The organism is Curvibacter gracilis ATCC BAA-807 (genome assembly GCF_000518645.1).
GTDB lineage: Bacteria > Pseudomonadota > Gammaproteobacteria > Burkholderiales > Burkholderiaceae_C > Curvibacter > Curvibacter gracilis.
On the sequence record NZ_JADZ01000004.1, the window covers coordinates 14,445 to 35,341 of the forward strand.

The following is a 20,897-nucleotide window of genomic DNA, read 5'->3' on the forward strand; positions in this document are numbered from 1 at the left end:
AAATCAGCTCGGCGGACTTTATCCAGTAAGAAATGCGCATTCAAACGATTTCTTCTCACTATGTCTTGCGTTTATTGCACTCCGAAAGACAATGGCGCCATGCGAAGAAAAATCCCCAGCACCAGCGCCCTGAGCGCCTTTGAAGCCGCCGCACGCCACTCCAGCTTCACCGAAGCGGCCAATGAACTGGCCCTCACGCAAAGCGCCATCTGCCGCCAGATCGGGGGCTTGGAGGAGTTTCTGGGCGTGAAGCTGTTCCGCCGCACCCGCCGAGGCGTGCTGCTGACCGAGGCGGGCGAGGTCTATCACCGCCAGGTCACGCAACGCCTGGACGATGTGGAACGCGACACCCTGGACCTGATGGCACGCCAAGGCCGGGGCGGGCGCCTGGACCTGGCGGTGGTGCCAACCTTTGGCACCCGTTGGCTGATCCCTCGGTTGGCTGACTTTTCGAAGCGGCACCCCGACATCACCATCAACCTCAGCAGCCGCACACGCCCTTTTCTGTTTGACGACACCCGCATCGATGCCGCCATCTACGCCGGAGATGGCAACTGGCCCGGCGCCACCACCACGTGCCTGATGCAGGAGGCCCTGATCCCGGTCTGCAGCCCCGCGTTGATTGCACCGCGCCGTCAACTCACGCCGCAGGAGCTGGCCCAACTGCCCTTGCTGCAGCAAAGCACCCGGCCTTATGCCTGGCGTCAGTGGTTCGAGTCGGTCGGGCACCTGCCGGGCAATGAGCTGGCCGGCCCCAGCTACGAGCTGTTCTTCATGTCCCTGGAGGCGGCCGCTGTGGGGCTGGGCGTCGCCCTCGTGCCCGAGTACGACCTCGGCAGCGACATCGACTCTGGCCGGCTGATCATCCCGATCCACCATGTCTGCCCGAGTGATCGGGCGTATTACCTGGCCTATCCGGAGCACAAGGCCGAGTCGCCCACGCTCAAGCTGTTCAAGACCTGGCTGGTCGAAGAGACCCGAGACCTGGGCGCAGCCAGCCCACCGGCCGCGAGCGGCCGTGGCCGGGGGGGCGGCGCCGTTGCCCGGCGGGGGTAGGCGTATCGGGGGGGGCGCCAGTCAGTCGCACTGCCCGCCAGCCATGCCTGCCCAGCGATGGCTGATTTCTCCGATGGAGCGCTACCGGCAAGTCTGTGTCGATCCTAGAGTCCTTCGGTCTGGCCTTGCGGGTTTGAAATGCCCAGCTCCCGGCCGGAGAGGTTCACAAAAGACAGGAGACACACTTGAAAAAAATCGCAATCCCGATGGCGCTGTGCGCCCTGGCGCTCGATGCATCCGCGCAGAGTTCGGTCACGCTGTACGGCGTGCTGGACACCACGGTGCAGCGCGCCTCGCAGGGCAGCGCCAGCATCACCCGCGTCTATGGGACGGGCGGAAACCAATACAGCCGGCTGGGCATCCGCGGCACGGAAGACCTGGGGGGTGGCCTGTCGGCCGGCTTCGTGCTGGACGCCGGGCTCAATGTGGCCAGCGGCATCGGTGGGGCGGCCAGCACCGACAACGCCACGGCGGGCACGGCGGGCGGGCTGGTGTTCAACCGTCGTGCTTCGCTCAGCCTGATCTCGCGAGACTGGGGTGAGGTGCGGCTGGGGCGCGGCTTTGTGCCCAGCTACTGGAACCTGATCGTGTTCGACCCCTTCGGCACTGCCGGTGCGGGCGGCATCATCAACACCGCCCAGAGCGCGCTGACCCAGGTGGCGACGGTGCAGACGGCGGTGCGGGCCTCCAACTCGGTGGGCTACTTTCTGCCAGAGCTCAACGGCGTCTACGGCGAGTTGATGAAGGCGGTGAACAACACGCCCTCGACGTCGACCACGCCTGACAACGGCAACTACCAGGGCATTCGCCTCGGCTATGCCCGCGATGCCCTCCATGTGGCCGTGGCCTCGGGGCGCACGGCGCTGGCCAATGGCGCAGTCAGTGCCAGCAATGTGGGGGCCAGCTATGTGATCGGGCCGGTGACCGCCTCGGCGCTCTATTTTGTGGACCGCAAGAATGCCGTGGCCGGCCCCAACCGGTCCAACGGCTGGATGCTGGGAGCCCAGGTCAAGGTGGCCACGGGTTATATCCCGGTGTCGCTTTCCAAGATCTCTGACAACTCGGCCTCGGGGCGTTCGGCCCAGCAACTGGCGGTGGGCTATGTGCACGAGTTGTCCAAGCGAACGGCCGTGTATGGCACGTATTCGCAGATCCGCAACCGCAACGGGGCGGCACTCAGCGGCGGCGGTGTGACAGGGGTGGCCAACGCGACCTGGACCGGCATGGACTTCGGCATCCGGCATTCATTCTGAGCTTGCCAGGGCCGGTTCTGTGACCGGCACCAGGGTTTCATGCGAGCGGGGGCGGGCGCGGCCCACGGCCCCCGGGCCGGTTCGGCCCGATCTGTCGAGATCGGGCCGCTTTTTTTTGCTGGCTCTGTCGCGCCTCAGCCAGGGTCGGCCGCGTTCTGGTTGTAGGCCAGCACGGCGCCCTTGTCCCTGATGATCTTCGAGACCACGCGCAGCGCCTGGGTCAACTGCCCCTGTTTGGGCAGCGCCAGAGTGACGTAGCGCTTCAGGTCGGGGTCGATGATCTTGGCTGCCTGCAATTTGCCTGAGCGCAGTTCCTCCTGCACCGCAAACGGCCCGAGCAGGGCGTACAGCGCATGGTTCTCGGCCAGGATTTCTTTTTGCATGCGCAGCGAGTCGGCCTCGATCTCGGCCTGCAAGGAAAAGCCCTGGCTGCGGGCCGATTCATCGAGGATGGAGCGCCAGTGGGAGGGTCGCCTGGGAAGCACCAGCGGCAAGCCGTTGAGTTGCTGGAACGGGATCGTGCCCGCCTGCGTCAGAGGCAGTCCGGGCCGTGACACCAGGTAGGTGTCTGCCGTGGCCAGCAGGATCTCTTCCTGGCCACGGGGCGGCTCATAGCGGAACAGGATGGCCATGTCCACGGCCCCCGTGTCGAGCATGGCGTCCAGTTCGCCACCCTGGCCCTCACGCACGTTCAGGCGGATCTGCGGGAAAGACCGGCGCAATTCGCTGAACACCTGAGTCATCAGCGGGTGGGCCGCCGACGGCAGGATGCCGATCTTCACATCCCCCATCGGTACGCGGGACAGCTGCTGGAAGTCGGCAAACATCTCCTCGCTGTCGCGGATCCAGATGCGCACGCGGCGCTCCACCGACTCCCCGAATTCGGTCAGCACCACCCCCCGCCCGGTGCGGCGGAACAAGGCGCCGCCGCATTGCTTTTCAAGCTCGCTGACCTGGCGGCTGATGTACGACTGGGCGGTGTGGCGCTGTGCCGCCACCTTGGTCAGGCTGCCGGCCTCGACCACTTCAAGGAAGAGGCGAAAGTCCTGGATGTTCATCGGTGAGTCCCTTGCCTGCTGTGGGGGCCCGGACGCTGGTCCATGGCTTGAAGGGCCGGGGCCTGCGTGAGCCCTGGGCGGGTCGGTGTCTGGCTCGATTCTGCGATCAAGGGTGAGTCTAAAGCCATCACCTGATAGAGATATCTGAAAGACATAAATTGCATCTATCTGGATTTCACGGTGAATCCTACAGTCGGCCGTCATCGATGTACCGCAAGGAGACCCCGTGAAACTCGTGAGCTTTATTCAAGACGGCCAGGCCCTGTATGGCCTGGTTCAAGGTGAGGCCTATGTGGCCCCTTCGGCCGACTTTCTGGCCCGCTACCCTGATCTGAAGGCCGTGCTGGCCGCAAACGCCTTGCCCGAACTGCAGGCGGCGCTGCAAAGCGGTGGCCAACGGGTGGACCCAGCCCAGGTGCAGGCGCAAGCCGTGATCCCGGCGCCGGGCAAGGTCATCTGCGTGGGCCTCAACTACAAGACCCACGTGGCCGAGACCAAGCGCCCCGACAGCGAGCACCCCTCGCTGTTTCTGCGCTTTGCCGACTCCCTGGCAGCCCACGGCGACGAGGTGCTGCGCCCCGAGTTCTCCGAGCGCTTTGACTGGGAGGGCGAGCTGGCCTTTGTGATTGGCAAGGGCGGTCGCCACATCGCGGCAGAAGACGCGTTCGAGCACATCGCCGGCTACACCTGCTTCAACGACGTGAGCGTGCGCGACTGGCAGCGCCACACCCATCAATTCACGCCGGGCAAGAACTTTCCGGGCACCGGCCCGCTGGGCCCGTACCTGCTGACGCGTGACGAAGTGCCCGACGTCACGAAGCTCAGCCTGCAGACCCGCCTCAACGGGCAGGTGGTGCAGAACGCCAGCCTGGCCGACCTGATTTTCGACATCCCCACCATCGTGGCCTACGTCTCGCGTTTCACGCCGCTGTCGCCGGGTGACGTGATCGCCACCGGCACGCCGGGCGGTGTGGGCGATCGGCGCGAACCCCCGCTCTACATGAAGGAGGGCGATGTGGTCGAGGTGGAGATCACCGGTCTGGGCGTGCTGCGCAACCGCATTGGCACCGACCGCTCTGCCCGCTGAACTGGAGACCCCATGACACAAAAACCCCAATTGCGCATTGCCGTCGACATCGGTGGCACCTTCACCGACATGGCCGCCTTTGACGAAGCCAGTGGCCGCCTCTTGTTCGGCAAGGCCTTATCCACCCACGGCGAGCTGGTCACCGGCATCCAGGCCACGATCGACAGCGCCAAGATCGACTGGCGCGATGGTCACCTGTTTCTGCACGGCTCCACCATCGCCATCAACACCCTGCTGGAACGCAATGGCGCCAAGACGGCGCTGCTGATCACCGAAGGCTTTCGCGACATCTATGAGATCGGCCGCGTCAATCGCCCCGACGCCTACAACCTGTTCTTCAACAAGCACCAGCCTCTGGTCAAGCGCTCGCTGCGCTTCGAGGTGGCCGAGCGCCTGCGCGCCGACGGCAGCATCCACAAGCCGCTGGACGAGGCCGCCGTGCGTGAGCTGGCGCGCGATCTCAAGGGCGAAGGCATCGAAGCGGTGGCTGTCCTCTTGCTGCACAGCTACCGCAACCCGGCCCATGAGCAGCGCGTGAAGCAGATCCTGCAAGAAGAGCTGCCGGGCGCCTTTGTCTGCGCCTCGCATGAGCTGAGCCAGGAGTACCGCGAGTTCGAGCGGGTCTCGACCGCCGTGGCCAATGCCTACGTCGGCCCCCGCGTGTCCGAGTACCTGGGCCAGCTTGAAAACCACCTGGGCGAGCAGGGCTTCAAGGGCGATTTCTACATCGTGCAATCCACCGGCGGGCTGTTCCCGGTGGAGCACGCCAAGGTGGGCTGCGTGCGCATGCTCGAGTCGGGGCCGGCCGCCGGGGTGATCGGTGCCCAGGCCATCTGCGCCCAGCTGGGCATGGGCGACGTCATTGCCTTCGACATGGGCGGCACCACGGCCAAGGCCGGTGTCATCAGCGAGGGCCGCCCCCTGACCACGGGCTCGGCCTTGATCGGTGGCTACGAGCGCGCCCTGCCGATCCAGATCCCGATGATGGACATCCATGAGGTGGGCACGGGCGGCGGCTCGATTGCCCGTGTCGAAACCGGCAACGCCCTGCGGGTGGGCCCGCAAAGCGCAGGGTCGATTCCCGGCCCCGTGGCCTATGGGCGTGGGGGCACCGAGCCCACGGTGACCGACGCCAACCTGGTGCTGGGCCGCCTCGACGCGGACAACTTCCTCGGCGGTGAGCTCAAGCTGGACCTGGAAGGCTGCCAGCGCCAGATGCGCGAGCGCATTGCCACCCCCCTGGGGCTGGATGCGACCAAGGCCGCCGACGGCATTCTGCAGATCGCCGTGACCCAGATGTCGCATGCCGTGAAGGCCGTGACGACCGAGCGCGGCCTGGATGCGGGCAGCTTCACCATGGTGGTCTACGGCGGCGCGGGCCCCTTGCACGCCTCGGCGATTGCCCGCGAGATCGGCATCCGCAAGGTCCTGATCCCCTATGCCCCGGGCTACTTCTCGGCCTACGGCATGTTGTTCTCCGACCTGCGCTACGACTATGTGCGCTCGGTGTTCCGCAAGCTCAACGATGTCTCCTTCGACGAGATCGAGGCTGCCTACCAGAAGATGGAAGACGAAGGGCGCGCCGCGCTGGCCCAGTCCGGGGTGCAGGCCGATGGCGTGGTGATCGAACGTGCCGCCGACATGCGCTATGTGGGTCAGGAGCATGCCGTGACGGTGGACCTGCCGCTGGCCTTCTTCGAGGGCAAGGATCGCGCGGCCATCAAGCAGCAGTTCGATCAGCTCCACCAGGTGCGCTACGGCACCTCGGCCCCTCAGGAGCCTGCCGACCTGGTGAGCCTGCGCGTGACCGTGCTGGGCACGATGAAAAAGCCGCCCAAGCACAGCGTGGCGCAAGGCACGGCACGGCCCGAGCCCGCGGCGGTGCGGGCCACCAAGCCGGTCTACTTCCGGTCTTCGGGTTGGGCCGACACGCCGGTGTACCTGCGCGATCGCCTGCTGGCGGGCAATGAGATCGTGGGCCCGGCCCTGATCGAAGAGCACGCCTCCACCACCGTGGTGCAGCCGGGCGACGCGCTGCGCGTCGACGAACTTGGAAACCTGCAAATCGAGATTGGGAGTGATCGGACATGAACACCACAGCTGAGCTCAAGACCGTGGACCCGGTCACCGTCGAAATCATCCGCAACGGCCTGTATGCCGTGACGGAGGAGATGAAGACCAACCTCACCCGCACCGCCTACAACCTCATCATCTACGAGGCGCTGGATTTCACGGTCGGCCTGTTCACCAAGGAGGGCGATACCGTCTCGATCGGGCTGGGTCTGCCGATGTTCATCCGCGGGATGTCCGAGACCGTGAAGGCCAAAATCAGGCACTTCGGTTACGAGAACATCCGGCCCGGCGACATCCTGGTGACCAACGACGCCTACACCACGGGCAGTCACCTGAACCACTTCACGTTCACCATGCCGGTGTTCCACGAGGGCAGGCTGGAGGGCTTCACCTGCTGCATGGCGCATTGGCTGGATGTGGGCGGCACCCTGGGCAATGTGACCACCGATATCTTCAGTGAGGGGATCCAGATCCCCATCATGAAGTACCAGCGCGAAGGCGTGGTCAACCAGGACCTGGTGGACATCATCGCCATGAACGTGCGCCTGGCTGAGCGGGCATTGGGGGACCTGCGAGCCCAGATCACGGCCATCACCACGGGCGAGCGCCGCTATGTGGAGCTGTTGCAACGTTATGGCGCCAGCGCCGTGAACGGTGCGATTGCCCAGATCATGGATTCCAGCGAGGCCGTGGCCCGCCAGAACACCTTGTCGATCCCCGATGGTGTCTACGAGGCCGAATCCTTCATGGACGACGATGGCCTGGAGATCGGCAAGCGCATTCCGATCCGCGTCAAGGTGACGGTGTCTGGCGACGAGATGACGGTGGACCTGTCGGACGTCAGCAAGCAGGTGCGCGGCTTCTACAACTCGGGCTTCACCACCGGCATCGCCTGTGCCCAGGTGGCCTACAAGTGCTTGACCACGCCCACGGATTACCCGGTCAACGATGGCTCGTTCCGCCCGCTCAAGGTCATCATGCCGATGGGCACGGTCATCAGCGCGGAGCGCCCGTACCCGATGCGGGTCTGGATGACCTTCCCGATGACGGTGATCGACACCATCTTCAAGGCACTGGCCCCGGCCATTCCGCATCGCTCGATTGCCGGCCACCATGCCGATCTGGTGTTCCCCAACATCCATGGCATCAGCCCTGAAGATGGGCGCCTGTTCATTGTCGGCATCGGCCCGCTGGGCGGCGGCTGGGGCGCCAAGAGCAAGGAAGACGGCGTCTCGGTCACGGTCTGCATCAATGACGGGGACACCCACAACAGCCCGACCGAACAGCTGGAGGCCAAGTACCCGGTGCTGGTCGAGAAGTACGAGATCCGGCGCGACTCGGGTGGTGCCGGCCAGTACCGGGGCGGCCTGGGGGCCGAGATGGTGGTGCAGGCGCTGTCGCCCTTCACCGTCACCACCCGCATCGACCGTGTGCATTGCAAGCCCTGGGGGCTGGACGGTGGCGGCGACGCCATGGGCAACGGGCTGGCCGTGCGCCACAAGGGCGAGTGGAAGACCGACCACCCCAATGCCAAGATCTTCAACGTGCGCCTGGAGCGTGGCGACGCCTACAAGATGCTGTCAGGCGGTGGTGGCGGCTTCGGCAACCCCCTGGAGCGGGATCTGGAAAGCGTGGCCGAGGACGTGCGCGAAGGCTATGTGAGTGCCGAAGTGGCGCGCCAGGTCTACCGGGTGGCGCTGGATGCGCATGGCCAGGTCGATGCCGAGGCCACCCGCGCCTTGCGCGCGCAGCCAGCTGGCCAGGTGGCGGCCAGCGACCCCGTGGCCTGGGCCGGCCAGTGAGCCTCGCCATGGCCGAAGAGCAGCCCCTGCAGGCGGCCAGGCTGGTCAGCCTGTGGAGCGAGCTGTCGATCCGTCACGTGGCCTTGGGGATGTCCTGCGGCTGCGGGGCGGGGGGCATCAGCCTGCGCCTGGAGGATTTCGAGCTCGACATCGTCGACTACCTCGAGGACGCCGCGCTGCGCAGCGATCTGCCCGTGGTGGCTGCGTACTTCCGCAGCCAGCAGGCGGCAGGTTGGCCGCCTTCACCCCTGCTGTTGCTGCTGCAGCAAGCCAGCGAGGGCATGCTGCCCGCACCGGTGTGCGACTGGGTGCTGCCTCGTGTCGAAAAGACGCTGACCTCGTTCAAGGCGCTGCATGGCGGGGGGGCCGGAACATGAGCGGTCATTTCTCGGCCTTGTTGCAAGCCCAGGCACAGCCTCAGCCTTCGGGGCCCCGGGTGCCGGTCAGCGTGCTCACAGGCTTCCTGGGCAGTGGCAAGACCACGCTGCTGAACCGGCTGCTGTCGTCGGCCGATCTGGCGGGAACGGCCGTCATCGTCAATGAGTTCGGCGAAACCGGCCTGGACCATGAGCTGCTCACGGCCGCCTCGGCCGACGATGTGGTGTTGCTGCCCAATGGCTGCCTCTGCTGTGCCGTGCGGGGTGACCTGGTGAAAGCGCTCGGCACCTTGCTGGACCGCCCCGGCCAGGCGATCCATCGCGTGGTGATCGAGACCAGCGGCCTGGCGGAGCCCGGGCCCATCCTGCGCACCCTGATGATGGACCCCTTGCTGCAACAGCGCTACCGATTGGGCACCGTGCTCTGCACCGTCGATGCCGTGCTGGGCCTGCAAAGCCTGGAGCGGCATCCCGAGGCCCTGGCCCAGTTGGCGGCCGCCGACGAGGTGTGGCTCACCAAGCTCGACTTGCTGGCCGATCCGGGCGCCACAGCCCCCTTGCTGCAATGCCTGGCCCAGCTCAATCCGGCGGCGCGCGTGCGTCAGGCGGGCCGCTCTGACCTGGCCCCCTTGCTTGAGATCTTGCGCCAGCGCCTGTTGGCGGTGGGGCCCGATCCCGCTGCATCAGTCAACCCCAATTTCTACCACCCGGTAGGGGGCGAGGGCGACATGCCAGGCCACCTGGCGGATGTGCAGAGCTTTGTGCTGGTGCGCCATGAGCCGCTGGACCTGGATGGCTTTGCCCAGTGGCTGGATCTGGTGGTGGCGTCGCAAGGCGAGAAGCTGTTGCGCTTCAAGGGCCTGGTTCAGGTCGCGCAGTCGCCCGACACCCCCATGGTGGTCCATGCCGTGCAACACCTGTTCCACCCCCCCGAAACCCTGCCGGCCTGGCCTTCTGAAGACCACAGCACCCGCCTGGTGTTCATCACCCGAGGGCTGGATCGCGAGGTGCTCGAAAGCACCCTCGACGTGATGGCCAGGCGCCGCACCCGGCCCAGACCGGTGTGAACAAGCGGCTTGAACTGATAGCGTGACAAGAATATGGAGACAGAGATGAAGACATCGAGAAGACAGGTGTTGGGCGCCTTGGCGGCCCTGGCCAGCCCGATCGTGGCCCAGGCGGCTGCTTTTCCGGAGCCCGATCGCCTATTGCGCATCGTTGTGCCGTTTGCCGCCGGTGGTGGTGTGGATTCGGCGGCCCGGCTGCTGGCCCACCAACTCGGCAAGCAGCTGGGCCTGCCGGTCATTGTCGAGAACCGCGCCGGCGCCAGTGGCACCCTGGGGGGCAAGTACGTCCAGACCTCGCCCGCCGATGGCTACACCCTGCTGTTTTCGGCCGCCACCCACATCTATGCGCGCCAGGTGCTGAAGAACCCACCCTACGACCCACAGACCGACTTTGCGCCGATCGCCCGGGTCGGCGAAGCCCCCCTGATGCTGGTGATTGCACCTGAGCTGGAAGCCAGAAAGCTGTCAGACGTGTTGGCGGCTGCTCGCGCCAAGCCGGAGGGGTGGACGGCCGGCATCCCCGCCTCCGGCGCCCCCAGTCACCTGGCGACGCTGTTGTTGGCCCGCATGGGGCAGGTCAACTTCACCTATGTGGCCTACAAGGGAACGCAACCGGCCCTGGTGGATGTGGCCGGTGGGCATGTGAACCTGCTGTTGGATTCCATGATTTCCTTGTTGCCCTTGGCCAAGTCGGGCAAGGTGCGGCCGATTGCAGTCACTTCGAGCAAACGCAGCGCATTGGCCCCTGAGGTGCCCACCATGGCCGAGAGCGGTCTGGCCCGGTACGCCTACGCCTCGTGGTACGGCGTCTGGGCGCCCCGTGGCACCGCAGCTGAGCGGGTCTTGGCCTTGAACAAGGCGATCAATGCCGCGGTGGCCGAGATCGGCCGCTCGGGTGGGTTCAGCGCCTTGGGCATCGAGCCTGTCACCGAGACCCCTGAGCAGTTCCAGCGCTATATCGGCTCGGAAATCTCGCAGGGCAGCGAACTTCTGAAGGCTGCTGGATTTAAACCTGAGTGATGTTGACTTTGATGCGGAGCCGGTTGAGGAGGCAGGTCAAGTGATTCGCATCAGCAGCTTCCGTCGATCGAACCTGCTTGCAGCCTTACTCGCTTGCTCGCGGACCCAGGTAAGAGATGATGACGCAGTTGTCGACGCGCTGTTCAGAACCCAGAACCGCCAGATACCGCCCTGAAAACCCGAGAGCAGATTGACTGAGGTGATAACTCGGAGTGTTCGGTCTCAGCGGAGTCTGCTTGGGGCCCGCTTTTTGTTGATCGTTCTCGAGAACTCAACACCACAAAGCAGACGCAGGGCCAGTTACCACTGAGCTTCAGTGCATCAAGGGAGGAATCTCTATGCCGTCGACCCTGGGTCAGATGTCCGAACGCTCCACCACCACCTCACTGATTTGCAGAGCGGGCTGTATGTCCGTGTAATTGGCGATGTCTGCCCTGATCTCCTGTGCGTGAGAGTCTCGGGCTGCCTGGAAAGCTTCGATAGAGGTGCAGATGAAGTCGCATTTGGCCACGTAAATCGGGTCAGTGCCTGCAGCACTACCTGCGATACCCTTGTCTACCGTGTAGTACAGGCATGCGGCGCCGAGTCGCTGTTTCATCATGGGCATGTGCTTCTCGCGGTAGTAAGCATGATCGAATCGCGCACCTGCTACGTACGGATACATGACACTGACTTTGATCATCGCGGTTTCTCCTGTTATCGCATGGTAGTCGCGACCTGGTCACCTCCGGCCGCATTCACTCGATCACATACCCCATCTGCCGCAGCTGCTGCACCACATCGCCCCGTGTACGCGCCACATCGCTGGGCCGGTGGCTGCGCAGTTGTCGCACTTCGGCCTCCGAGTAGGGCGGGGTACCGGGGGGCAGGCTGTCGCCGGCCCATTGGCCCAGCATCCAGTTCATCAGCTGGGCCACCTGGCGGTCATTGAGGGGGGTGTTCATCACGCCCGGCACCTGCACGATCAGGGCGCGGCCCTGGGGCAGGCGCAAAAAATGGCCCAACACGCCTTTCATGCTGGGGATGCCGCGCTGCGGCATGCCGCTCCCGTCGTCCAGGTGGCAGCCCATGCAGTGCAGGCGGTAGTTCAGCGCGGGGGTGCCGGCTGACGCAGGCTGTGCAGCTGAGGCGGGCACCGTGGCCAGCAGGGCCGCGGTGCCCAGCAGCAGTGCGCTGGCCAGCCGGGTGACACCTGGCAGGGGATCAGGGCGCCAGTGCCGCATCGCGTTGCGCCCTCAGGGCCTTGGGGCTGACCGTGCTGGCCCGGGCCTGGGCCAGGTCGGCCGCAGTGAAGGCGGGCACGGCGGCCCGGCCGGCCAGGTCTCGCACGACATGGCTCAGGGCCGCGGCCAGTTCTTCGTCAGACAGCTGGGTTTGTGCCGGCATCACGCTGTTGAAGGTCTGGCCTTCCGACACGATGCGGCCTTGCAGCCCGTGGGTGAGCACCAGCGCCAGGTATTGGCGCATGGCCGGCTGCCCGGCCCGTGCCGCCACCGCGCCGACCAGTGACGGCGCCAGGCCCGGCGCGCCCACCGCCCCGGCCTGGTGGCAGGCCACGCACACCTGCTGGTAGACCGCCTGGCCGTCGGCGGCCAGGGCGCCGGTGCCCAGGGTGCAGGCCAGCAGGGTGGCGGGCAGGGCCAGTTTGGCCAGTGTGGTCCGTTTGGAATGAAACCAGCGCATTCAACTCTCCTTCTCTGCCACGCCGACGATGATCGAGGTGGTGCAGTGGAAGGCCGAGCTGTCGTTGGCCATGCACCAGTTGATGTCGTTGTGCAGGCCCATGCGGTAGCCTGGGCGCTCGCCGATGTTGGTGTTGCACAGGCAGCGGCCACAGGCGCCCCGGCCGCAGCAGTCGTTGTAGCTGATCAGGTAGTCCTTGCCGTCGGCCGGGTTGTGGCAGGTGCCCACCCAGGCCACCTTGGAGGGCGTGGTGCCCGGTGGGCAGCTGGTGGCGCTGCCACCGCAGCACGAGCACAGAAAACCATCCACCCCGCAGTAGCGCCAGTAGTCGCAATCGGTTTCGGTGGGCGGGCCTTTGCGCTTGCTGGCAGCATTGTGTTCGGCAGCCAGGGCCTGGCTGCTGCGGTCAAAGGGCAACACGGGCAGCGTGAAGGCGCTGGCCACCAACACCCGGCTCACTCGCACCAGGGCACTGCGCCGCGAGGTGTGGCTGGCCAGTTGGCGGCTGCGCCGCTCTGCCAGGCGATCAAACCAGTCGAGCAGGCTCATGCGGCCTCCTTGTGCAGCAGCTTCTGGTCAATGAAATCCTGCACCGAGGCCACTTTCAGGTCGCTGGCGGTGAACAGGCTGTCGAGCTGTTCGCGGCTGTTCACCAGGCCCTTGGCGCGCAACACGCCCTGGCTGTCGATCAATACCGCGTAGGGCAGCTTGGCGATGCGCAGGGTCATGCCCAGCTCGTGCGACAGCACGTAGGGGAAGTGGCCCAGGCCAGCCTTCTGGCGGAACACCTCGTGCTCGGGTTGCTCGCCATCCGAGGCCAGCACCACGCGCAGCCAGGGCGCCTCGTCGCGGCGGATGCGCTCGACGATGGGCAGCAGCTTTTTGCACACCGGGCAGGTGGGCGACAGGAAGAACAGCAAGGTGCTGTGCGTTGCGGGGGCACCCAGCTCCAGGGTGCCGCCGCCCAGCTGCGGCAGGCTCAGGCGCGGTGCTGGCGAGCCCACGGCGGGACCCGAATCCATCATCAGGGCGCCCATGGGGGCGATGCGTTCGTACAGGATGCCCACCTGTCGCGACAGGGCCAGCACCACCACCACCAGGGCGATCACGGCGCACCAGGCCAACACGTTGGAGATGATCAGGGTTTCAATCATGGTTGTTCCTCAATTCGGCAAGACGGGGTTGGTTGCTCAACAGTTGGTTGGTGACGGCATACAGGCCGATGGCAAACAGGGCGGCGGCGCAGGCAGCCAGGCCATCGGCCCAGCCCACCGGGCGGGGGGCCAGCGGCGCCAGCGCGGCCAGGCCCAGGCCCAGCAGGGCGGCGTTGCGCCACAGCAGCGCGCCCGACAGCGTGAGGCCGCTGCCGCGGCTGCCGTAGCCACCGCAGCCGCAGTCGATGCTGCGCCCCTGGCGCAGGGCCAGCGCCACGGCGCTGCTGGCCACCCCCAGCACGCCCAGGGCCAGAGCGGCGCCCAGCGGACGGGTGGAGACGGGCAGCAACAGCAGGCCGGCCGCCGCTTCGCTCAAGGCCAGCGCATGTGCCACCGGGCTGACCAGCACGGGCGGCAGCAGGCCGTAGGCCTCGGTGGCCATCACAAAGGCGCTCAGGTCGCGCAGCTTGGTCAGTGCGCCGAACAGCAGCACCAGGGCCAGGCTGGCCGCTGCCGCGTGCGACAGCACCGGGTCCAGCCAGGGGAGGGCGGCGTTGACGGTGTCGAGCATCACTGCACCTCCAGGTAGATCGGGGTCTCGCCCACGGCGTCAAGCCGGCCCAGGGTGGTGCTGCGCTGGGCGCTGGTGCTGCGCGGGTCGAGCGCCAGCAGGTGGTTGCCTGCGCCATCGAGCACAAACAGCCGGGGCGTGGCCGCCGGGCTGAAGACCATGGACACCGCGTTGTGCCCGGGCCAGCGCGCCACGCGGGCCTGCCGCTCCAGATCGAACACCCAGATCTGCTGGGCCGGGTTCTTGTGCGAGCCGTCCACCGCCTTGGCGTGCATGCCCACGAACAGGCGCTGGCGCTCGGGGTCGATGGCAAACAGCTGCATGCCGCCGGGGCGCCAACGTGCTTTTTGCTCGGCCGCGCTCAGCAGCGACCACACCGGCTGCACCTGCACGCCCTCGGGCTTCAGCTGCAGTTGGTGCACCTGGCCGCCGTAGCTCACAAAGTACAGGGTGTTGCCGCTGCGCTCGTAGTGGATGAACACCGGGTCGGTGTCGGCATCAAAAAAGGCCACCGGGGCGCTGCGCGGGCGGGCCTGGCCGGCGTCGTCGAGTTCGATGGTGGCCAAGGTGCCGTCGCCGCACACGGTCGAGAATCGGTTGGGCTGCTCGGGCCAGGGGATCACACCCCAGCAGCCGGGGGTGGGCACCTCGGAGGCCAGCTTGCGCCCTTGCAGGTCGACCACGCTCACGCTGCTGGCGGGGGTGGCGTTCTGCACCAGCAGCCAGCGGCCATCGGCGCTGGGGGCCAGCGTGGCGCGGATGTTCATGGCCTGGGCGTGCTTGGGCGGTATCTCGATCTCGTGCCGGAACACCAGGTCGTCGGTGCCGTACACCTCCACCACATCGCTGCGCTGGCCGCGGTACAGGCGCGGGTAGTAGGTGGTGGCCACATACAGCTCGCGCCGGTCGGGCGACAGCGCCACCTGGCCGGCAAAGCCGGTGCTCATGGCACTGAGGTAGCGCATGCGCTGGCCATCGATCACATGCAGACGGTTGTCGGCAATATGGCTCAAGGTCAAGTCGGCCAGATAGACGCGGTGGGTGGCGTCGGGGTCAAGCTTGGCGATGGTCTGCCGTTCGTTCGGCAGATCCGCCGCCAGGGCGCCTGCAGCCAAGCAGGTGGCCAGACAGCCCGCACCCAGGCGGGCCAGACGGGAGGGTTTCATGCGCAGACCGGTCCTTTCTTCAGAGGCTCAGCCGAGGGGCTGGCGCAGGCTCAGAAGATAGGTCGGGTGCGCGGCGGGGGGTTATCCGGTTTTGGCAAGACTGCGCGGGCACGGTGCCTGCGGGGCTGGGCCGGCCACGGGGTTGGCGCCCTGGCGCCATGGCCCATGGCTTCGGTGCGCCATCCCCATCACGCGATTTGGGCCGAGCATGAATATGCTTTATTCGATCAGTTTCAATCGGGCATTCAAGCAATTCCATTTTGGGTGGGTTGAAAGAGCTCTTCATGCCGTCGGATGAAGCATTATTTTTGAATCCGATGAATCGACTTTGGAAAACAGGCCTGTTTTTGAATCGGGTGCGGTCTGCATCGGTACTTTGAAGGCGGTCTTCAAAGTCTTTCAGAAAATGTGCTGATTCTCCCGCTGGATTTCTTTCAAAATCCGGCCACTGAAGCCAATGCAAGGCAAGGTTTCATTATTCCAAGGAGACAAAGATGTCGATTCCCAGCACGCCAGGCGCGCGCTCCCCCATGCGCCGCCGCTTTCTCAAGACCCTGACGGCGACCACAGCCCTGCTGCCGGGGGCCTTCCTCCGCGCCCAGGGCAGTGCGCTCGATGCGGTCCGGATCATCACCGGATTTGCGGCTGGGGGCACCTCGGACACCCTGTGCCGTCGCCTGGCGACACGTTTGACCGGCAGCTATGGACGCTCGGTGTTCGTCGACAACCGCACAGGTGCCGGCGGCCAGATCGCCATCCAGGCCATGAAGGGTCTGCCTGGCGATGGCTCGGTGATTCTGCAGACGCCGATGTCCATGCTGGGGATCTACCCCCATATTTACAAGAAGCTGCCCTACGAACCCTTGAAGGATTTGTCCCCGGTGTCGATCGGCTGTGTGTTTGATTTTGGCTTTGCCGTGGGCCCGGCGGTGCCGACTTCAGTCACCACAGTGCCTCAATATCTGGCGTGGGCCAAATCCACCAACCATATCGCCTTCGGTTCACCCGCGGCAGGGTCGGTGCCCCATTTCATTGGCGTGTTGCTCGGCAAGCAAGCGGGGGTTGAATTGACCCACATTGCCTACCGTGGAACCCAGCCTGCCATTCTGGACATGATAGGTGGCCAACTGCCCGCCGTGTCGGGCCCGATCGGGGACTTTCTGCCGCACCTCGCAGGCGGCAAGTGCCGCATATTGGCAACGAGTGGCGCCACACACAACCCCTTTGTGAAAAACGTGCCCACCCTCACCGAGCAGGGTTTGAAGGACATGGTGTTTTCCGAGTGGTTTGGCTTGTTTCTGCCCGCCGGCGCCGCGCCGGATGTCGTCCAGCGCGCCAATGCCGCATTGCGCCCTGCGTTGGCCAGCCCTGACATCGTCGACGGCCTGGCCGCCATGGGCTTGCAAGCGGCTTCTTCAAGCGCTGCGGAGCTGGCGGCGCGACTCAAGACGGATTACGAGCGCTGGGGCCCGATCGTCAAGTCCATCAACTTCACGGCTGAATCATGAACCCTCCCAACATCATTGACCGCCTGACCGATGCGCTCGGTGTCTCCGGCGTTCTCACCGGTGAACGCCTGCAGCTTCGGCAGACCCACGACTGGAGCGATGCCAGCGCCGCCCCTCCACGGGCCTTGCTGTTGCCGGCTGACACGGCGCAAGTGGCTGCTGCGCTGCGCATCTGCCACGAGTTCGGCTGTCCGGTGGCGGTCCAAGGCGGGCTGACCGGACTGGCCGGAGGGGCCAACCCGATGGAAGGCGAGATCGCGCTGTCGCTTGCCCGGCTGGACACCATTGAAGACCTGGATTCGGTCGCGGGAACGGTGCTTGTGCAGGCCGGCGTCACGCTGGAGAAGCTGCAGCAAAGCTGCGCTGAGCAGGGCTGGGCCTTTCCGCTCGACCTGGGGGCCCGTGGTTCGTGCCAGTTGGGCGGCAACGCAGCCACCAATGCCGGCGGCAGCCGGGTGCTGCGCTACGGCATGATGCGCAACCTGATACTGGGGCTGGAGGTGGTGATGCCCGATGGCACCGTGCTCACCATGCTCGACCGCGTGATCAAGAACAATGCCGGCTTCGACCTGAAGCAGCTGTTCATCGGCAGTGAGGGCACGCTGGGGGTGATCACCCGCCTGTCTCTGGCGCTGGCGCCACAGCAGTCCGAGCAGTGCACGGTGCTGTGTGGCGTGCCCAGCTTTGATGCCGCACTGCACCTGCTGCGCCATGCAAAGGTCAGCCTGTTGGGCCTCAGCGCCTTTGAAGTGATGTGGCAGGGCTACTTTGAGGCCAGTCTGCAGGCCAAGCGCAGCAAATCGCCACTGAGTGACAGGCATCCGGTCTATGTTCTGGTGGAGTCGGTGGCAGACGCCCGGTCTGGCGCCAGTCAGTCCATGGAGGCCTTTCTTGAGCAGGCCATCGAGGCCGGGCTGGTGGTCGATGCGGTGGTGGCCCAGACCGGCGCGCAGCATGAGGAGCTTTGGGGCATACGAGAAGGCGTGAGCGAGTTGCTCTCGCTGGTCAGGCCCTGCGCCACCTTTGATGTGAGCGTGGCCATCACGCGCATGAACGAGTTGGTCGAACGCCTGCAAGTGGAGTTGTCTGCGGCCCACCCGGATCAGCAACACCTGTTCTTTGGGCATTTGGGTGACGGCAATCTGCACCTGATCAGCGGACCCTACGCCAACCATGCCGATCTGGAGCATGCAGAGAACCTGGTCTATCGCTGCATTGGGGCGTTCGAAGGCAGCATCTCGGCGGAACACGGGATTGGCGTCGTCAAGCGTGACTTCCTGCATCACAGCCGCTCGCCGGCAGAGATCTCGTTGATGCGTCGCCTCAAAGCCATGTTGGACCCCCAGGGCATTCTCAATCCCGGACGGGTGTTTGCCGCAGACAAATAAGACATCGACCCCCCCTTTGACACAGGGCCGGCTCACCCGGAGCCCCCTTCATTTTTCAGGAGAAGACCATGACAGATCAAGACCAAGACGAGACGATCAACCCGATGGGCCTGTGCGGCTTTGAGTTTGTCGAGTTCGCAGCGCCCCAGCCCGGCATTCTGGAACCCATGTTCGAGAAACTCGGTTTTTCGCTGGTCGCTCGGCACCGCTCAAAGAATGTGGTGCTCTACCGCCAGGGGCAGATCAACTTCATCGTCAACCATGAGCCGGGTCATGCGGCCTTCTTTGCCAGCGAGCATGGCCCTTCAGCCTGTGGGCTGGCGTTTCGGGTGCGTGATGCGCACAAGGCGTACAAGCGCGCGCTGGCCTTGGGGGCTCAGCCGGTTGAGATTCCGACCGGCCCGATGGAGCTTCGTTTGCCGGCCATCAAGGGCATCGGGGGGGCGCCGCTGTACCTGATCGATCGCTTCGAGGAGGGCAGGTCCATCTACGATATTGACTTTGAGTTTCTGCCCGGTGTGGACCCGCACCCCACGGGCCATGGCTTCCAGGTGGTGGACCACCTCACGCACAACGTGTACCGGGGTCGCATGGCCTATTGGGCCGACTTCTATTCGAAGCTCTTCAATTTCCGTGAAATCCGCTACTTCGACATCTCAGGCGAGTACACGGGCCTGACGTCCAAGGCCATGACCGCGCCGGACGGCCTCATTCGCATCCCGCTGAATGAAGAGTCACGCCAGGGCGGGGGGCAGATTGAAGAATTCCTGATGCAATTCAACGGCGAGGGGATTCAGCACATCGCCTTGCTGACGGACAACCTGCTGGACTCGATTGACCAGTTGCAAATGGCCGGCATTCCCCTGCTGACCGCGCCCAACGAGATTTACTACGACAACCTGGAGAAGCGTCTGCCCGGTCATGGCCAGGCCGTTGGAGACCTGCAGGCCCGAGGGATCTTGCTGGATGGCAGCACTGAAGGCGGCACCCCCCGCCTGCTGCTGCAGATCTTTTCACAGCCCATGCTCGGGCCCGTGTTCTTTGAATTCATCCAGCGCAAGGGCGACTACCGTGATGGCTTTGGCGAAGGCAACTTCAAGGCCTTGTTCGTATCGATGGAAAAAGACCAGATTCGCCGTGGGGTGCTTGAAGCGGCCCATGCACCGGCACCCTGAATCGCATCTTGAGGGCCATTTCGGGTGTCTGCCCAGGGTGACACCCGGCAGCCCGGTGACAGACAGAAAAGTCCTGGATCGATGACAGTTCTTGGTCGAACACCCCATGTGCAGACGCGATGGGCGACAGCGAATGGAAAAATGCCCAGCCTCCCAGAGGCTGGGCATGGGGCACGGCCACACCATCCATCTAGCCTCGAGTGGCTTGAGCACATGGCACGCCAAAGTCTGGCCAGGGGGCACTGGCGGGTGGCACTGCGTCGAATTCTCATGGCCCAAGTCGCTTGGGGCGAGTTGACGGCCGATCTTGACGACGCACTGAGAATCCATGGGATCAGGTTGTCGAGCTCAGAAATGCGTCAGATGCAAGATGCTGCGGTGCGCTGGTTCCAGATGACCCGCGGTCCATCGGTTCGCATTGGCGATGATTTTCTCCGACGATTCTGAGTTGTCTGCTTTTCAGCGCAAGCGCCAGGCCTTGCCTCATGCGCTAAACCCATGCGGCCCAGTGACGCCCATCAGGCACTGGGCCTGGGGCCCGAGAGGGCCGAAATGATGTGCTCACCAAACCCCGCTGCCGCTGGGGACAAGGTGCGGTCGGCAGGCTGGAACAGCGACATCTCGCGCAGCACGATGGGCGAGGTGATCTCGCGCATCACCAGGCCCAGCGGCAAGGCCAAGGCCTCGACATAGCTGGGTGTGATCGTGTAGCAAAGGCCTGCCGCGGCCAGCCCCAGTGCGCTTGACACGTTGTTCACCACTTGCGATGGCGTGGCCCGCAACGGCACAGGCAGTTGCCGAAAGATGGAGTTCAGGTGAATTTCATAGTCGCGCCCCGCGGCCACCAGGTTTTCCGATGCCAGGTCGCTCCAGGACAGCGAGGCGCGTCGTGCGAACGGATGCCATGGCGCACACCATGCCACCCAGGGGCTAGGGTACAACTCCACCCGTTCGACCTCGGGCCCGACAGGCCGGTCGGGCCCGATCGCCAGATCCACCTCCCGATTGGCCACCTTGAGCACCAACTCTTCCACGGGGCAGTCGACCAGTCGCAGCACCACGTTCGGTTGTATGCGGGCATATTGCGCCATCAGCCTGGGCAGCATGACGCAGGCAACAACCATGGGGGCCGCCACACGGACCAGGCCGCTGGCCTGGTTCTTGATGTCCAAGGCGGCCATTTTCGTCAATGAAAACTGGCGACACAGTGCCTCGGCAGATGGCATGAAGGCCCGACCCGCAGCGGAAAGGTCGACGCGCCGGGTCGTCCGATCAAACACGGTGTATCCCAGCGCGGTCTCCAGCTCATTGATGAGCTGGCTCACAGCGGATGGGGACAGGTGCAGCAATTCTGAGGCTCGGGTGAAGCTGCCCACGGCAGCCACAGCCAGAAAAGCCTCCGTTTGACGAAGTGTGAAATGCATGCCGATATTCTGAAGTCAGACTTCAGAGCGCTTCA

20 protein-coding genes are annotated in these 20,897 nt (G+C 65.1%); 11 read left to right on the forward strand and 9 right to left on the reverse strand.

From position 1 onward, the window contains the following. The first annotated feature begins 99 nt into the window (after positions 1-99). Both gcvA and L880_RS0100085 read left to right on the forward strand, forming a co-directional pair. On the forward strand, positions 100-1,056 hold the full coding sequence (gcvA, locus tag L880_RS31010; protein ID WP_043327999.1) for a transcriptional regulator GcvA: 957 nt from the start codon (positions 100-102) through the stop codon (positions 1,054-1,056). A 185-nt stretch (positions 1,057-1,241) separates the two neighbouring features. Then, positions 1,242-2,309, forward strand: coding sequence for a porin (locus tag L880_RS0100085; protein WP_027473929.1), 1,068 nt, complete (start codon positions 1,242-1,244; stop codon positions 2,307-2,309). Positions 2,310-2,443: 134 nt separating this feature from the next. On the opposite strand, the gene L880_RS0100090 is transcribed toward L880_RS0100085, so the two are convergent. After that, entirely contained in the window at positions 2,444-3,367 is a 924-nt protein-coding gene (locus L880_RS0100090; protein ID WP_027473930.1) for a LysR family transcriptional regulator, read from the reverse strand. Between the two features lie 226 nt (positions 3,368-3,593). Between L880_RS0100090 and L880_RS0100095 the strand changes: the two genes are divergently transcribed. The 6 genes from L880_RS0100095 to L880_RS0100120 are packed head-to-tail and all read left to right on the forward strand — an operon-like array spanning position 3,594 to position 10,793. After that, positions 3,594-4,454: a fumarylacetoacetate hydrolase family protein gene (locus L880_RS0100095; protein WP_027473931.1), complete on the forward strand. Its 861-nt coding sequence runs from the start codon at positions 3,594-3,596 to the stop codon at positions 4,452-4,454. A 12-nt stretch (positions 4,455-4,466) separates the two neighbouring features. Further along, positions 4,467-6,545 carry a hydantoinase/oxoprolinase family protein gene (locus tag L880_RS0100100; RefSeq protein ID WP_027473932.1) on the forward strand — a complete coding sequence of 693 codons (2,079 nt, stop codon included), beginning with the start codon at positions 4,467-4,469 and terminating at the stop codon, positions 6,543-6,545. Beyond that, positions 6,542-8,329 carry a hydantoinase B/oxoprolinase family protein gene (locus tag L880_RS0100105; RefSeq protein WP_027473933.1) on the forward strand — a complete coding sequence of 596 codons (1,788 nt, stop codon included), beginning with the start codon at positions 6,542-6,544 and terminating at the stop codon, positions 8,327-8,329. The genes L880_RS0100100 and L880_RS0100105 overlap by 4 nt, the downstream gene beginning before the upstream one ends. A gap of 8 nt (positions 8,330-8,337) precedes the next feature. Beyond that, positions 8,338-8,706: a hypothetical protein gene (locus tag L880_RS0100110; RefSeq protein WP_027473934.1), complete on the forward strand. Its 369-nt coding sequence runs from the start codon at positions 8,338-8,340 to the stop codon at positions 8,704-8,706. Next, positions 8,703-9,773, forward strand: coding sequence for a CobW family GTP-binding protein (locus tag L880_RS0100115; RefSeq protein ID WP_027473935.1), 1,071 nt, complete (start codon positions 8,703-8,705; stop codon positions 9,771-9,773). Before L880_RS0100110 ends, L880_RS0100115 begins: the two co-directional genes overlap by 4 nt. A 45-nt stretch (positions 9,774-9,818) precedes the next feature. Further along, positions 9,819-10,793, forward strand: a complete 975-nt coding sequence (locus tag L880_RS0100120; protein ID WP_027473936.1) for a Bug family tripartite tricarboxylate transporter substrate binding protein — start codon at positions 9,819-9,821, stop codon at positions 10,791-10,793. A 355-nt stretch (positions 10,794-11,148) separates the two neighbouring features. Here the strand turns inward: L880_RS0100120 and L880_RS0100125 are convergent, their stop codons facing one another. From L880_RS0100125 to L880_RS0100155, 7 genes are read right to left on the reverse strand one after another with little or no spacing between them, the layout of a single operon-like run. Beyond that, positions 11,149-11,475: an EthD family reductase gene (locus L880_RS0100125; protein ID WP_027473937.1), complete on the reverse strand. Its 327-nt coding sequence runs from the start codon at positions 11,473-11,475 to the stop codon at positions 11,149-11,151. A gap of 55 nt (positions 11,476-11,530) precedes the next feature. Next, positions 11,531-12,016, reverse strand: coding sequence for a hypothetical protein (locus tag L880_RS0100130; RefSeq protein WP_051442902.1), 486 nt, complete (start codon positions 12,014-12,016; stop codon positions 11,531-11,533). After that, positions 11,997-12,476: a c-type cytochrome gene (locus L880_RS0100135; protein ID WP_051442903.1), complete on the reverse strand. Its 480-nt coding sequence runs from the start codon at positions 12,474-12,476 to the stop codon at positions 11,997-11,999. Before L880_RS0100135 ends, L880_RS0100130 begins: the two co-directional genes overlap by 20 nt. Next, positions 12,477-13,025 (reverse strand): methylamine dehydrogenase light chain, encoded by a 549-nt coding sequence (locus L880_RS0100140; protein WP_019577691.1) that lies wholly within the window; start codon positions 13,023-13,025, stop codon positions 12,477-12,479. It lies immediately after the preceding gene. Next, positions 13,022-13,627 carry a methylamine dehydrogenase accessory protein MauD gene (gene mauD, locus L880_RS0100145; RefSeq protein WP_027473940.1) on the reverse strand — a complete coding sequence of 202 codons (606 nt, stop codon included), beginning with the start codon at positions 13,625-13,627 and terminating at the stop codon, positions 13,022-13,024. The genes L880_RS0100140 and mauD overlap by 4 nt, the downstream gene beginning before the upstream one ends. After that, positions 13,623-14,201 (reverse strand): MauE/DoxX family redox-associated membrane protein, encoded by a 579-nt coding sequence (locus tag L880_RS0100150; RefSeq protein ID WP_051442904.1) that lies wholly within the window; start codon positions 14,199-14,201, stop codon positions 13,623-13,625. The genes mauD and L880_RS0100150 overlap by 5 nt, the downstream gene beginning before the upstream one ends. Further along, positions 14,201-15,367: an amine dehydrogenase large subunit gene (locus L880_RS0100155; RefSeq protein ID WP_027473942.1), complete on the reverse strand. Its 1,167-nt coding sequence runs from the start codon at positions 15,365-15,367 to the stop codon at positions 14,201-14,203. The genes L880_RS0100150 and L880_RS0100155 overlap by 1 nt, the downstream gene beginning before the upstream one ends. A 530-nt stretch (positions 15,368-15,897) precedes the next feature. Between L880_RS0100155 and L880_RS0100160 the strand changes: the two genes are divergently transcribed. The 3 genes from L880_RS0100160 (at position 15,898) to hppD (ending at position 19,438) form a co-directional block, all read left to right on the forward strand. Next, a complete protein-coding gene (locus tag L880_RS0100160) occupies positions 15,898-16,875 on the forward strand; it encodes a Bug family tripartite tricarboxylate transporter substrate binding protein (protein ID WP_043328004.1) in 978 nt (325 codons plus the stop codon). After that, a complete protein-coding gene (locus L880_RS0100165) occupies positions 16,872-18,263 on the forward strand; it encodes an FAD-binding oxidoreductase (RefSeq protein ID WP_043328006.1) in 1,392 nt (463 codons plus the stop codon). Before L880_RS0100160 ends, L880_RS0100165 begins: the two co-directional genes overlap by 4 nt. Positions 18,264-18,331: 68 nt before the next feature. Beyond that, a complete protein-coding gene (hppD, locus tag L880_RS0100170) occupies positions 18,332-19,438 on the forward strand; it encodes a 4-hydroxyphenylpyruvate dioxygenase (RefSeq protein WP_027473945.1) in 1,107 nt (368 codons plus the stop codon). A 518-nt stretch (positions 19,439-19,956) separates the two neighbouring features. Here hppD and L880_RS0100180 read toward each other — a convergent pair. Then, positions 19,957-20,862 carry a LysR family transcriptional regulator gene (locus L880_RS0100180; protein ID WP_043328008.1) on the reverse strand — a complete coding sequence of 302 codons (906 nt, stop codon included), beginning with the start codon at positions 20,860-20,862 and terminating at the stop codon, positions 19,957-19,959. Positions 20,863-20,897: the final 35 nt, after the last annotated feature.